9 protein-coding genes are annotated in these 13,119 nt (G+C 71.8%); 1 reads left to right on the plus strand and 8 read right to left on the minus strand.

The genetic code is table 11. The features are described 5' to 3' along the window. Window positions 1-113: 113 nt before the first annotated feature. Window positions 114-1,397, minus strand: a complete 1,284-nt coding sequence (locus OG403_RS10020) for an MFS transporter (protein WP_329563295.1) — start codon at window positions 1,395-1,397, stop codon at window positions 114-116. Between the two features lie 72 nt (window positions 1,398-1,469). Here OG403_RS10020 and OG403_RS10025 point away from each other — a divergent pair, with 72 nt between their 5' ends. Beyond that, window positions 1,470-2,447 carry a winged helix-turn-helix domain-containing protein gene (locus OG403_RS10025; protein WP_329563296.1) on the plus strand — a complete coding sequence of 326 codons (978 nt, stop codon included), beginning with the start codon at window positions 1,470-1,472 and terminating at the stop codon, window positions 2,445-2,447. Window positions 2,448-2,609: 162 nt separating this feature from the next. On the opposite strand, the gene OG403_RS10030 is transcribed toward OG403_RS10025, so the two are convergent. From OG403_RS10030 to OG403_RS10060, 7 genes are all read right to left on the minus strand, one after another. Then, entirely contained in the window at window positions 2,610-4,070 is a 1,461-nt protein-coding gene (locus OG403_RS10030; protein WP_329563298.1) for a glutamate synthase subunit beta, read from the minus strand. Next, window positions 4,063-8,709: a glutamate synthase large subunit gene (gene gltB, locus OG403_RS10035; RefSeq protein WP_442910890.1), complete on the minus strand. Its 4,647-nt coding sequence runs from the start codon at window positions 8,707-8,709 to the stop codon at window positions 4,063-4,065. The genes OG403_RS10030 and gltB overlap by 8 nt, the downstream gene beginning before the upstream one ends. Window positions 8,710-9,123: 414 nt before the next feature. Then, on the minus strand, window positions 9,124-9,867 hold the full coding sequence (locus OG403_RS10040) for a VIT1/CCC1 transporter family protein (RefSeq protein WP_329563299.1): 744 nt from the start codon (window positions 9,865-9,867) through the stop codon (window positions 9,124-9,126). Window positions 9,868-10,101: 234 nt separating this feature from the next. Further along, window positions 10,102-11,034 carry a prolipoprotein diacylglyceryl transferase gene (gene lgt / locus OG403_RS10045; RefSeq protein WP_329563301.1) on the minus strand — a complete coding sequence of 311 codons (933 nt, stop codon included), beginning with the start codon at window positions 11,032-11,034 and terminating at the stop codon, window positions 10,102-10,104. 147 nt (window positions 11,035-11,181) lie between these two features. Next, complete coding sequence (locus tag OG403_RS10050; protein ID WP_329563303.1) at window positions 11,182-12,045, minus strand: thioredoxin domain-containing protein; 864 nt, start codon at window positions 12,043-12,045, stop codon at window positions 11,182-11,184. Between the two features lie 66 nt (window positions 12,046-12,111). Then, window positions 12,112-12,630 carry a MauE/DoxX family redox-associated membrane protein gene (locus OG403_RS10055; protein WP_329563305.1) on the minus strand — a complete coding sequence of 173 codons (519 nt, stop codon included), beginning with the start codon at window positions 12,628-12,630 and terminating at the stop codon, window positions 12,112-12,114. 113 nt (window positions 12,631-12,743) lie between these two features. Continuing rightward, window positions 12,744-12,947: a hypothetical protein gene (locus OG403_RS10060; protein WP_329563306.1), complete on the minus strand. Its 204-nt coding sequence runs from the start codon at window positions 12,945-12,947 to the stop codon at window positions 12,744-12,746. Window positions 12,948-13,119: the final 172 nt, after the last annotated feature.

The raw sequence follows: 13,119 nt of genomic DNA on the forward strand, positions 1-13,119 counted from the left end.
ACGCGCCGCAGTCTGCCACGTCCTCCTGACACAAGCACGGGATCAAAGCTGTGAGTTCACCCGGAGAACAACCGATCGACCGGCGAACCGTCAGCGCTGCGAGCGGAGTTGATTCAGCGCCGACTCAGCGTGCGCGCACCGGGCGCCGCCGGCGCCGCCAGCGGCCCCCCTCCCGGTCCCACGGCACCCTCGGCGGCCGGGATCAGCCGCTCCAGCACCAGCAGCGCCGGGACGGCGGCGACGGCGAGCGCGGCCAGGAAGACCCACGGCCAGACCGCACCGCGCGCCAGCAGCAGGGTGAGCACCCCGGGGGCCAGCGCCTGCCCGGTGTTCCAGGAGAGCTGGTAGACACCCAGGTAGCGGCCGCGCAGCCGTGGGTCGGCCAGGCTGACGCTCAGCTCCCCGGCGAACGGGGTGGCCATCGTCTCGGCCACGTTGTAGAGGAACATCGCCAGGTACAGCCCCGCCACCACGCTCCAGCCGGGCGCGGCGGCCAGCAGCGCGAAGAGGGCGAAGGCGAGCGCGTTGACCAGCGAGGCCGCCGCGATCACCCGGGTCGGGCGCCGCCGTTCCAGCCGGTGCGCGACCGGGCCCTGGGTGAGCACCACCTGGAGGCCGTTCATCATCAGCAGCGACCCGGCCAGCCAGGCCTGGCGGTGCAGACCGCCGGTGAGGTAGACGGCGAGCAGCAGGCTGCTGATCAGCGAGCCGAAGACGTTGCACAGGTTGACCCCGACCAGCAGCAGGTAGCGCCGGTCGCGCAGCACGTCGCGGTAGCTGCCCGGGTTGCCCGGGGTCCCCACCGGCTCGGTGCGGGCGCGCCCGGCCGGGCGCCAGAGCACCAGCAGCAGCGCGGCGGCCAGGTAGCTGACGGCGTTGAGCGCGACCACCGCGTGCAGTTCCCCCGCGCCGACCAGCAGCGACCCGAGCGCCGCGCCGAGGGCCAGGCCGGCGTTGCGCAGCGTCTGGACCAGCGCGAACCACCGGGGCCGCTCGCCCTCGCCGGCGGCCAGCACCACCAGGCCGGTGCTGCTGGTCCAGTAGCCGACCGCACCGACCTGGGCGAGCCAGGCGACCAGCACCAGCTGCCAGGCCTGGTGGACCGCCAGGAATCCGCCGTAGGCGAGCGCCGAGACCGCGTTTCCGGCGGCGGCGGTGGCACGGGCGCCGAACCGGTCGATCAGCCGGCCGGTGACGATCGCGGTCGGCAGTGCCAGCAGCCGGGCGGCGGTGATCGCCGCCCCGACGGTGGCGACCGAGAGCGTGGTGGTCCGCACGAAGTACACCACCACGAAGCTGAGCACCAGCCCGGTGCCGAGGCTGTCGATCAGGTGAGCTGCGACGAGAGGTCGTTGCCCGGCGGTGCGGGGCAACCCGAGAGAGCGCGTTTTCGCCATGGCACGAGCCTGTCGGGCATGATCGCCGGTGCCCACAGATTTCGTGCTGATCGAATCCTCGAAAGGCGGCGCATGCCCGGCATCCGGTTCTCCGCCCAGGACCTGGCCGCCACCCGGTTCACCTGCTCGCGCCTGCGGGAGGTGGTGGCGGGGGTCCAGGTCCTCAAGGACGCGGGGGCCCGGGCGATCCACCTGCCCTGGGTCCGGCAGGCCCGCGCGGCGCTGGCCGGCGTGCGCTACGAGCTGCTCTCCCAGCTGGTCCCGATGCCCGCCCGGTACCTGCCGGACTTCCTCTCCCCGATGCCGGCCGCCACCGCCCCGTCGCTGGCCGCGGAGCTGGCCGCCCTCACCGCCACCGCCCCCGCCGCGGTGCGCGCCCAGCTGGAACGGCTGCCGAGGCCGCTGCCGGCCCTGGTGGCCGACCTGCGGCGCGACCCGGCCGCCGGACTCGGCCGGCTGGCCGGCGAGATCCAGGCCTTCTGGACCGCCGCGGTCGAACCGCACTGGCCCCGGATCGAGCACCTGATCGACGGGGAGATCCTCTACCGCGCCCGCCGGATGGCCACCGGCGGCCCGGCCGCCCTCTTCGACGGCCTGCACCCCAAGGTGAGCTGGCAGGACGACCGGCTGACCATCGCCCAGCGCCGCCGCACCGCCGACCTCGTGCTGGAGGCCGGCCGCGGCCTGGTCCTGGTCCCCTCCGTCTTCATCTGGCCCGGCGCCGCCTTCGAGGCCGACGACTCCCGCCACCAGCCCGGCCTGGTCTACCCGCCCCGCGGCGTCGCCACCCTCTGGGAGCAGGGCGCCGCCGCTCCCCCGCAGGCCCTGGCCGCCCTGCTCGGCCGCGGCCGCGCCCAGCTGCTGGCCGAACTCGCCGCCCCGGCCTCCACCAGCGAGCTCGCCGCCCGCACCGGCCAGTCCGCCCCGAACGTGGCCCACCACCTCGCCGTCCTGCGCGCGGCGGGCCTGCTCGCCCGGCACCGCACCGGCCGCACCGTGCTGTACGTGCGGACCGCGGTGGCGCAGGCGCTGGTCGAGGGCGGCGGCTGAGCCGGGACGCGTAACGGCGCCTGCCCCCACTTGGTCGGGGAGGGGCAGGCGCCGTTCTGACGCTCCGTTGGGACCGGCGGCTCTGGCGGGCAACGGTTTTGGTGCGGCCCGCCGGAAGGCGGGCGGTGTGCGGGAGGGTTTTCCCGGGATGGTATTCGGGTGTCAGACCGCCAGCGGGCGGTCGGTCGGGCGGATCGGGGCGGGCAGCGCGGTCTTGCCGCCCAGGTAGGCGTCGACCGCGGCGGCGGCGGAGCGGCCCTCGGCGATCGCCCAGACGATCAGCGACTGGCCGCGACCGGCGTCACCACAGACGTAGACGCCGTCCACGTTGGTGGCGAACCTCGAGTCCCGGGCCACATTACCTCGTGCGTCCAGCTCGACGCCAAGCTGCTCGACCAGGCCGTTGCGGACATCGGTGCCGGTGAAGCCCATCGCCAGGGTGACCAGCTGCGCGGGGATGGCGCGCTCGGTGCCGGGCACCGGCTCGAACCGGCCGTCCTTGAACTCGACCTCGACCAGGTGGAGCTCCTGGACGTTGCCTTCCTCGTCGCCGCTGAAGTGCGTGGTGTTCACCGAGTAAACGCGGTCGCCGCCCTCCTCGTGCGCGGAGGTGACCTTGTAGGTCATCGGCATGGTCGGCCACGGCTGGTGGCCGGGGCGGTCGTCGCCGGGGCGCGGCATGATCTCCAGCTGGGTGACCGAGGCGGCTCCCTGGCGCAGCGCGGTGCCCAGGCAGTCGGCGCCGGTGTCGCCGCCGCCGATCACGATGACGTGCTTGCCCTTGGCGCTGATCGGGGCCTCGACGAAGTCGCCCTCCTGGACCTTGTTGGCCAGCGGCAGGTACTCCATCGCCTGGTGGATGCCCTTGAGCTCGCGGCCCGGCACCGGCAGGTCGCGGGCGGTGGTGGCGCCGGCGGCGACCACGACCGCGTCGAAGCGCTCGCGCAGCTGCTGTCCGGTCAGGTCGGAGCCGACCTCGACCCCGGTGCGGAACCGGGTGCCCTCCGCGCGCATCTGCTCGATGCGGCGGTTGATGTGCCGCTTCTCCATCTTGAACTCGGGGATGCCGTACCGCAGCAGGCCGCCGATCCGGTCGGCGCGCTCGTAGACCACGACGGTGTGCCCGGCCCGGGTGAGCTGCTGGGCGACGGCCAGGCCGGCCGGTCCGGAGCCGACCACGGCGACCGTCTTGCCGGACAGCCGCTCCGGGACCTGCGGGCGCACCCCGCCGTTGTCCCAGGCCTTGTCGATGATGGTGACCTCGACGTTCTTGATGGTCACCGCGTCCTGGTTGATCCCCAGCACGCAGGCCGACTCGCACGGCGCGGGGCACAGCCGCCCGGTGAACTCCGGGAAGTTGTTGGTCGCGTGCAGCCGCTCGATCGCGCCGGACCAGTCGTCCCGGAAGGCGAGGTCGTTCCACTCGGGGATCAGGTTCCCCAGCGGGCAGCCGTTGTGGCAGAACGGGATGCCGCAGTCCATGCAGCGCCCGGCCTGCTTGGTGATGATCGGCAGCAGGCTGCGCTCGACGTAGACCTCGTTCCAGTCGCGCAGCCGGACGTCCACGGGACGCCGCTCGGCGAGCTGCTTCTGGGTGGTCAGGAAGCCCTTGGGGTCAGCCACGTGCCGCCTCCATCATCTTGCGAGTGGTCTCGGACTCGGAGAGTCCATCGCGCTCGGCAGCGTCCTTGGCGGCGAGCACAGCCTTGTAGTCGGTCGGCATGATCTTGGAGAAGCGGGAGACCCCGCTGCCCCAGTCGGCCAGCAGCTCGGCGGCAACCGTCGAGCCGGTCTCCTCGTAGTGCTGCTGCACGGTCTCGCGCAGCCATTCGCGGTCCTCGGCGCTGGGGGCCTCGATGCCCACCAGGCCGGAGTTGACGTTGGCCGGACGCAGGTCCAGCACGTACGCGATACCGCCGGACATGCCCGCGGCCAGGTTGCGGCCGGTCTCGCCGAGGATGACGACCCGGCCGCCGGTCATGTACTCCAGGCCGTGGTCGCCCACGCCCTCGACCACCAGGGTGGCGCCGGAGTTGCGCACCGCGAACCGCTCACCGGCCTTGCCGCGCAGGTGGATCCGGCCGCTGGTGGCGCCGTAGCCGATGGTGTTGCCGGCGATCACGTGGGCCTGGGCGTCGGCGCCGATGGCGGCCGCGTCCCGGGCCGGGCGGACCACCAGCACGCCGCCGGACAGGCCCTTGCCGACGTAGTCGTTGGCGTCACCCTCCAGCCGCAGCGTGATGCCGCGCGGCACGAAGGCGCCGAAGGACTGGCCGGCCGAGCCGGTGAAGGTCACGTCGATGGTGCCCTCGGGCAGGCCCTCGCCGCGGTACCGCTTGGTCACCTGGTGGCCGAGCATGGTGCCCACCGTGCGGTTGACGTTGCGGATCGGCAGCTGGATCCGGACCGCCTCGCCGCGCTCCAGCGCGTCCTCGGCCAGCTCGATCAGCTGGTTGTCGAGCGCCTTGTCCAGCGCGTGGTCCTGCGTGGTGGTGCGGTGCAGCGAGGCACCCTCCGGCAGCGCGGGGACGTGGAAGAGCGGGGCCAGGTCGAGCCCGGCGGCCTTCCAGTGGTCGATCGCGGCGTCGGCGTCGATGTGCTCGGCGTGGCCGACGGCCTCCTCGATCGAGCGGAAGCCCAGCTCGGCGAGGAGCTCGCGGACCTCCTCGGCGATGAACTCGAAGAAGTTGACCACGAATTCGGGCTTGCCGGAGAACCGCTCGCGCAGCACCGGGTTCTGCGTGGCGACGCCGACCGGGCAGGTGTCCAGGTGGCAGACCCGCATCATGACGCAGCCGGAGACCACCAGCGGCGCCGTCGCGAAGCCGAACTCCTCGGCGCCGAGCAGGGCGGCGATCACCACGTCGCGGCCGGTCTTGAGCTGGCCGTCGGTCTGCACCACGATCCGGTCGCGCAGCCCGTTGAGCAGCAGGGTCTGCTGCGTCTCGGCCAGGCCCAGCTCCCAGGGGCCGCCCGCGTGCTTGAGCGAGGTGAGCGGGGAGGCGCCGGTGCCGCCGTCGTGGCCGGAGACCAGCACCACGTCCGCGTGCGCCTTGGAGACGCCCGCCGCGACCGTGCCGACGCCCACCTCGGAGACCAGCTTCACGTGGACGCGGGCGTCCGGGTTGGCGTTCTTGAGGTCGTGGATCAGCTGAGCCAGGTCCTCGATGGAGTAGATGTCGTGGTGCGGCGGCGGCGAGATCAGGCCGACGCCCGGGGTCGAGTGCCGGGTCCTGGCCACCCACGGGTAGACCTTGTGGCCCGGCAGCTGGCCGCCCTCGCCGGGCTTGGCGCCCTGGGCCATCTTGATCTGGATGTCGTCGGCGTTGACCAGGTACTCGCTGGTGACGCCGAACCGGCCGGAGGCGACCTGCTTGATCGCCGAGCGGCGGGCCGGGTCGTGGAGGCGCTCCGGGTCCTCGCCGCCCTCACCGGTGTTGGACTTGCCGCCGAGGCGGTTCATCGCGATGGCCAGCGTCTCGTGCGCCTCCATCGAGATGGAGCCGTAGGACATGGCGCCGGTCGAGAAGCGCTTGACGATCTCGGAGACCGGCTCGACCTCGTCGATCGGGATCGGCGTCCGGCCCTTGGCGTCCAGCTGGAAGAGGCCGCGCAGCGTCATCAGCCGCTCGGACTGCTCGTTCACCCGCCCGGTGTACTGCTTGAAGATGTCGTAGCGCCGGGTGCGGGTGGCGTGCTGCAGCCGGAAGACGGTGTCCGGGTCGAACAGGTGCGGCTCGCCCTCGCGGCGCCACTGGTACTCGCCGCCGATCTCCAGCGCGCGGTGCGCGGCGGAGATGCCGGAGGCCGGGTAGGCCTTGGCGTGCCGGGCGGCGGTCTCCCTGGCGATCTCGTCCAGGCCGATGCCGCCGAGCTTGCTGGTGGTGCCGGTGAAGTAGGCGTCCACCGTTTCCTGGGAGAGGCCGATGGCCTCGAAGACCTGCGCGCCGCGGTAGGAGGCGACGGTGGAGATGCCCATCTTGGACATCACCTTGAGCACGCCCTTGCCGAGCGCCTTGATCAGGTTGCGGATCGCCTTCTCGGGCTCGATGCCGGTCAGGAAGGTGCCCTGGGCGACCAGGTCCTCGACCGTCTCCATCGCCAGGTAGGGGTTGACCGCGCCCGCGCCGTAGCCGACCAGCAGGGCCACGTGGTGGACCTCGCGGACGTCGCCGGCCTCGACCAGCAGCGAGATCTGGGTGCGCTGCTTGGTGCGGATCAGGTGGTGGTGCACCGCGGAGGTGAGCAGCAGCGAGGGGATCGGCGCGTGCTCGGCGTCGGAGTGCCGGTCGGAGAGCACGATGATCCGCGCGCCGTCGGCGATCGCCGCGTCGGCCTCGGCCGCGATGGCCTGCAGCCGGGCCGCCAGCTCCGCGCCGCCGCCGGAGACCCGGTAGAGGCCGGAGAGCGTGACGGCCTTCAGGCCCGGCTGGTCGCCGTCGGCGTTGATGTGGATCAGCTTGGCCAGCTCGTCGTTGTCGATCACCGGGAAGGTGATGCCGACCGAGCGGCAGTGCGCGGCGTCGGTGGCCAGCAGGTTGCCCTCGGGGCCCAGGTTGCTCAGCAGCGAGGTGACCAGCTCTTCGCGGATCGCGTCCAGCGGCGGGTTGGTGACCTGGGCGAAGAGCTGCACGAAGTAGTCGAAGAGCAGCCGGGGCTTCTCGGAGAGCGCGGCGATCGGCGAGTCGGTGCCCATCGAGCCGAGCGCCTCGCCGCCGGTCTTGGCCATCGGCGCGAGGATGACCCGCAGCTCCTCCTCGGTGTAGCCGAAGGTCTGCTGACGGCGCGTCACCGAGGCGTGGGTGTGCGCGATGTGCTCGCGCTCGGGCAGCTTGGCCAGCTCGATCTGGCCGGCCGCGACCCACTCGCCGTACGGGTGCTCGGCGGCGAGCTGGGCCTTGAGCTCCTCGTCCTCGACGATCCGGTGCTCGGCGGTGTCGATCAGGAACATCTTGCCGGGCTGCAGCCGGCCCTTCTTGACCACCTTCTCCTGGTCCAGGTCGAGCACGCCGACCTCGGAGGAGAGCACCACCAGGCCGTCCTCGGTGACCCAGTAGCGGGCCGGGCGCAGGCCGTTGCGGTCCAGCACCGCGCCGATCTGGGTGCCGTCGGTGAAGGTGACGCAGGCCGGGCCGTCCCAGGGCTCCATCAGGTTGGAGTGGTACTGGTAGAAGGCGCGCCGGGCCGGCTCCATGGTGGCGTGGTTCTCCCAGGCCTCCGGGATCATCATCAGCACCGCGTGCGGCAGCGAGCGCCCGCCGAGGTGGAGCAGTTCCAGCACCTCGTCGAAGGAGGCCGAGTCGGAGTGGTCCGGGGTGCAGACCGGGAAGATCCGGCTGAGGCCCTGCCCGTTGCTGTTGGCCGGGATCAGGTCGGTGGCCAGCTGCGACTCGCGCGCGGTCATCCAGTTGCGGTTGCCCTTGACGGTGTTGATCTCGCCGTTGTGCGCGACGAACCGGTAGGGGTGGGCGAGCGGCCAGCTCGGGAAGGTGTTGGTGGAGAACCGGGAGTGGATCAGGCCGATCGCCGAGGCGTAGAGCCGGTCCGACAGGTCGGGGAAGAACGGCTCCAGCTGCCCGGTGGTGAGCATGCCCTTGTAGACGATGGTGCGGGCGGAGAGCGAGGGGAAGTAGACCCCGGCCTCGCGCTCGGCGCGCTTGCGCACCACGAAGCCGATCCGGTCCAGCTCGATGCCGGTGCGGACGGCGGCGCCGTCGGCCGGGCTCTGCTCACCGCTCGCCGCCGCGAGGAAGAGCTGGCGGAAGCGCGGCATCACCGAGCGGGCGGTGGCGCCCAGCAGGTCGGGGGCGGTCGGCACCTCGCGCCAGCCCAGGACGGTCAGGCTCTCCTCGGCGGCGATCTGCTCGATCCGGGCGACCGCGGCGGCGTCGGCCGCGTCGTCATCCGGCAGGAAGGCGATGCCGACGGCGTAGTGGCCGGCGGCCGGCAGCTCGAAGGCGACCTGGGCCCGCAGGAACGCGTCCGGGATCTGGGTCAGGATGCCGGCGCCGTCGCCGGAGTCCGGCTCGGCACCGGTGGCGCCCCGGTGCTCCAGGTTGCGCAGGACGCTGAGCGCCTGCTCGACGATGGTGTGGTCGGCGACGCCGGTCAGCGTGGCGACGAAGCCGACGCCGCAGGCGTCGTGCTCGTTTCGCGGGTCGTACAGGCCCTGAGCAGCAGGTCGCGCATCCGGAACGAGCGCATACGGGGAGCGGCTGCTGCCCTGGGGCTCGTTGGCGGAGTGCATGGATGCAGACAGCATCGGCTCTCCCGTCGTCGTCTTGGCAAAAGGTGCAGTTGCAACAGGGACGACGTTGGCCCTCTGCGATTTCGTGCAGGTTACATGCTGCCGTATATCCCGGGTAGTGGAATTTTTCGTCCACATGGCGGACAACACCCCGAGGTCAGGGGCGGTTACCGGCCGGTACTGGCGGGCTGGAGAGGCAGACGCTCATCCGCAAGCTGCCATCAGTGTGCCCGTGCGTTCGCTGGCCGAAACAGCGGTGAAATGTCCGGGACGCGAGGGGTCGGCCGGCCGCCTGCGATTCCATTCCGGCACAACGGCACGAGGCGCTGGACCCATGGTCGACAGCGCCTCGAGACGGTAGTTATGCATGACTATGCGGGAAGGCACGTGATCTTCCACACAGGATCGACCCAGCCGGCCGACACCCCGTCAGCCCACATGGCCACCGATCAGCCAGCCGAGCAGGTAGGTGACGCCGGCCGCGCCGGCCCCCAGCACCAGCTGGCGCAGGCCGCTGAACCACCAGCTGCGGGCCGTCACCCGGGCCACCACGGCGCCGCAGCCGAACAGGCCGAGCACCGCGAGCAGCAGGGCGGGCAGCACCGAGGAGGCGCCCAGCAGGTAGGGCAGCAGCGGCAGCAGGGCGCCGAGCGCGAAGCAGCCGAACGAGGAGACCGCGGCTACCAGCGGGCTGGGCAGGTCGTGCGGGTCCACCCCCAGCTCCTCGCGCGCGTGCACCTCCAGCGCCCGATCGGGGTCGCGGGTCAGCTGGCGGGCCACCTCGTGGGCCAGCGCCGGATCGACGCCGCGGGCCACGTAGAGCTGGGCCAGCTCGACCAGCTCGCCGTCGGGGTTGCGGCGCAGCTCGATCCGCTCGGCCTCGATCTCGGCCTGGACCAGCTCGCGCTGCGAGGCGACCGAGGTGTACTCCCCCGCCGCCATCGAGCAGGCGCCGGCCGCCAGCCCCGCCAGCCCCGTGAGGATCACCGTGCTGTGGCTCGCCGCGCCGCCGACCACGCCGGTCATCAGGGCGAAGTTGGAGACCAGCCCGTCCATCGCGCCGAAGATCGCCGGACGCAGCCAGCCGCCGCTGACATCGCGGTGGTGGCCCTCGGCCGGGACCCGCGGCTGGGTCGGCTCGCCGAGAACGGGTTCGGTGATGGTGACGGACATGGCGGGGCACCCTCCTGTTGCGTACTTCCCCCACTGCGGACCCGTCCGGGCACGGCTGATCGCCGTGAGCGCGGCTGGGCCCCCAGGGCTTTCTCACGTTTCGAACGTAGTCGTCCGGTCTGACCATTTCCAGCAAGCAAGCCCTGGCTTACCTCGCTGACCTGCGCTTTTGCCATTCTGACAGCGAAACGGACCCCGAATATCGTGCACTTCGGGGCCCGTTGTGACAGGTCGTCAAGAGGTCCCGCGCGACTCCTCGGTGGGCGCGGCGGTCCCGTCCGTCCCGGCGGTCTCCCCGGCGGCCTCCCCGTCGGCCTCCTCCTCGAACTCGGCGTACCGCGCGGCCGGGTCGATCGAGTCCGGCGCCTCGCGGCCGGGCCGCTCGCGGCCGACCACCACCAGGTAGACCACCGCGCCCAGGAAGACGACGATCGAGGTCCAGTCGTTGAGCCGCAGGCCCAGGATGTGGTGCGCCTCGTCGATCCGCAGGTACTCGATCCAGGCCCGGCCCACCGTGTAGGCGGCGACGTAGAGCGCGAAGGCCCGGCCGTGGCCGAGGCGGTACCGGCGGTCGGCCCAGAGCACCAGGAAGGCGACACCGACGCACCAGATCGACTCGTAGAGGAAGGTCGGCTGGAAGATCCCGTCGGTGACCGTGCCGTCCGGGTTGACCTTGTGGATGTGCAGGCCCCAGGGCAGCGAGGTCGGCCTGCCGTACAGCTCCTGGTTGAACCAGTTGCCCCAGCGGCCGCAGGCCTGGGCGAGTGCGATGCCCGGCGCGATGGCGTCGGCGTAGGCGGGCAGCGGCACGCCCCGGCGGCGGCAGCCGATCCAGGCACCGACCGCGCCGAGCGCGATGGCGCCCCAGATGCCGAGGCCGCCCTCCCAGATCTTGAGGGCGTTCCACGGGTCCTGCCCCGGGTCGAAGTACAGCTGGTGATCGGTGATCACGTGGTAGAGCCGACCGCCGAGCAGGCCGAACGGCACCGCCCAGACGGCGATGTCGCCGACCGTGTGCTTGGCGCCGCCGCGGGCGACCCAGCGCTTGCTGCCGAGCCAGACGGCGACGGCGACACCGATGATGATGCAGAAGGCGTACGCGCGCAGCGGGATCGGTCCGAGGTACAGGACGCCCCGCGACGGGCTGGGGATGTAGGCGAGTTCCATGGCTTTTCCGACGCTACCGCCTGGTCGTCCGGGGTCCGCACCGGCGCGGTGGCGGTTTCGGAACAGTCCTGCCCCGGCGTGGCACTCGGTGCGAGCGCCCACCGGGGCGGCGGGTGGACCTGACGCCTCCCCGATGTCCGGTCAGGCTCAGCTGGTCGGCGGCTGGTTCGGGTCGGTCTCGCCGGCCGTGCTGGTCGGCGCGGGGCTGGCCGAGGCGTTGCCGGTGGTGCCCAGTGACTTGCCCTGGTTGGCCTCGTTGACCCACTTCACCAGGTTGTCCGGGGTGATGTCCTCGTTGCCGTTCTTGGGGTAGATCGGCTTGCCGTTGAGCAGCACGGTCGGCGTCGAGGTGTAGCCGGACTTGTCGAAGTCCTGCTCGACCGCCGAGACCCAGCTGCCGTACTTGTTGGTGTTGACGCAGCTCTCGAAGGCCGGCGTGTCCAGCCCCGGGACCTGCTTGGCCAGGGCGATCAGCTGGGACTTGTCCTTCCAGGCGTCGACCGTCTCGTCGGGCTGGTTCTTGTAGAGCACGTCGTGGTAGGCGCGGAAGTAGCCCGCGTCCTGGGCGCAGGCGAGCGCGTTGGCGCCGTTCTTGGACCCCTTGCCACCGTCGTGCCGGTCGATGAACGAGACGATGTGGTAGTTGTTGTACAGCTTGCCCTGGTCCTGCAACTGGTCGATGGTGGGCGCGAATTCACGCTCGAAGGCGCCGCAGGCGGGGCACCGCGGGTCCTCGTAGACGGTGAGGGTCGAGGGGGCGTTGGCCGGGCCGTCGGGGATCACCAGGTTCTTCGGGCCGATCGCGCCGGCCGGCGCGGCCTTCGGGGTGTCCGAGCTGGAGCGGCTGCTCTGCACCGCGAACCCGATGCCGGCGGCGCCCGCCAGCACCACCAGCACGGCACCGATCACCAGCAGCTTCTTCTTGCGGGCGTCCTTGGCCTCCTGGACGGCCCGCTCCTCCTTCATCCGCTCGCGGGCCGTGCGCTTGCCGTCTCGGTTCTTCTCGCTCATGTCTCTGCTTCCAGGCTTCCGGGCGTCCATGGGGACATCGCCGCGGGGATCACGGGAGGTGGGGGCTCACAGGGAGAGCCAGGCGTCCACCGACGCCTTGGTGCGCGGCCGGAACACCAGCCAGAGCGCCATCAGCAGGAAGCCGATGTCGCGCAGGATCTCCTGCAGGTACTGGGTCTGCGAGGCGGCCACCGCACCACCGCCGCCGAAGCAGCCGCAGTCGACCGCGATGCCGCGGGCCCAGGTCGAGGCGATGCCGACGATGAAGACCAGCAGCAGGATCGCGGAGATCACCGCGACCGCCCGCACCGCCAGGCCGACCAGCAGCAGCACCGCGAGCGCCAGTTCGAGGAACGGCAGGCCGTAGCCGACCGGCTTGACCAGCGACTCGGGCAGGATCCGGTAGGCCCGCACCGCCTGGGCCGCGACCGCCGGATCGGAGATCTTGGCGAGCCCGGCCCAGCCCCAGACCACCGCGAGGCCCAGCCGGACCGCCGTACTGAGCCACTCGAAGGCCGGGCCCGTGGCCCGGCCCCGCGCTACCGACTCGCTCTCGGCCACCCGCGCCACCCCCTTCTCAGACATCCGCCGCCCGGGCACCGCGCCTGCGGGAGCTACCTGATGAACCGTAGGGGATTACGGCGCTTTACTCCAATTGCTGCATGAATGTCCGAGTCACCCGAAAGGGGGACGATAAGCTATCTGTCCCTTTTGACGATCCGTCCGACCCCGGACCGCCCGGGATCGTGCGCGGCCCGCTCCGCGTCACGCTGATGCGCCGTCAGTTCGGCGCCGCGCTTGGCCAGCGCATGGCCCACCGCGTGCTCCCCGCCGAAGACGCCGGCCAGCACCAACGCCGCGGCGGCGGCCCTGAGCAGGACTCCACGGTGCAGACCGGTCACGGCGGGGGCTCCCTCCGGTGGATCGCGGGCAGGTGTCGCACGGCTGTCGCGCAGTGCACGAACGGCAATGAGCAGAACCGTTCCCAAAGGCGCATCCGGTGCAACGTCTCGGGCATGCCGATGACACGTCAGGCGGTGCGGATTCACCCGTACGAGCCAGGAACGCCAACGG

The sequence above is a fragment of the Kitasatospora sp. NBC_01266 genome, assembly GCF_036242395.1.
GTDB lineage: Bacteria > Actinomycetota > Actinomycetes > Streptomycetales > Streptomycetaceae > Kitasatospora.

What these genes read in the sequence shown, in the direction of transcription:
- OG403_RS10020 (WP_329563295.1), bottom strand. Translation starts at nt 1,397, where the DNA reads ATGGCGAAAACGCGCTCTCTCGGGTTGCCCCGCACCGCCGGGCAACGA.
- OG403_RS10025 (WP_329563296.1), top strand. Translation starts at nt 1,470, where the DNA reads ATGCCCGGCATCCGGTTCTCCGCCCAGGACCTGGCCGCCACCCGGTTC.
- gltB (WP_442910890.1), bottom strand. Translation starts at nt 8,709, where the DNA reads ATGCTGTCTGCATCCATGCACTCCGCCAACGAGCCCCAGGGCAGCAGC.
- OG403_RS10040 (WP_329563299.1), bottom strand. Translation starts at nt 9,867, where the DNA reads ATGTCCGTCACCATCACCGAACCCGTTCTCGGCGAGCCGACCCAGCCG.
- lgt (WP_329563301.1), bottom strand. Translation starts at nt 11,034, where the DNA reads ATGGAACTCGCCTACATCCCCAGCCCGTCGCGGGGCGTCCTGTACCTC.
- OG403_RS10050 (WP_329563303.1), bottom strand. Translation starts at nt 12,045, where the DNA reads ATGAGCGAGAAGAACCGAGACGGCAAGCGCACGGCCCGCGAGCGGATG.
- OG403_RS10055 (WP_329563305.1), bottom strand. Translation starts at nt 12,630, where the DNA reads ATGTCTGAGAAGGGGGTGGCGCGGGTGGCCGAGAGCGAGTCGGTAGCG.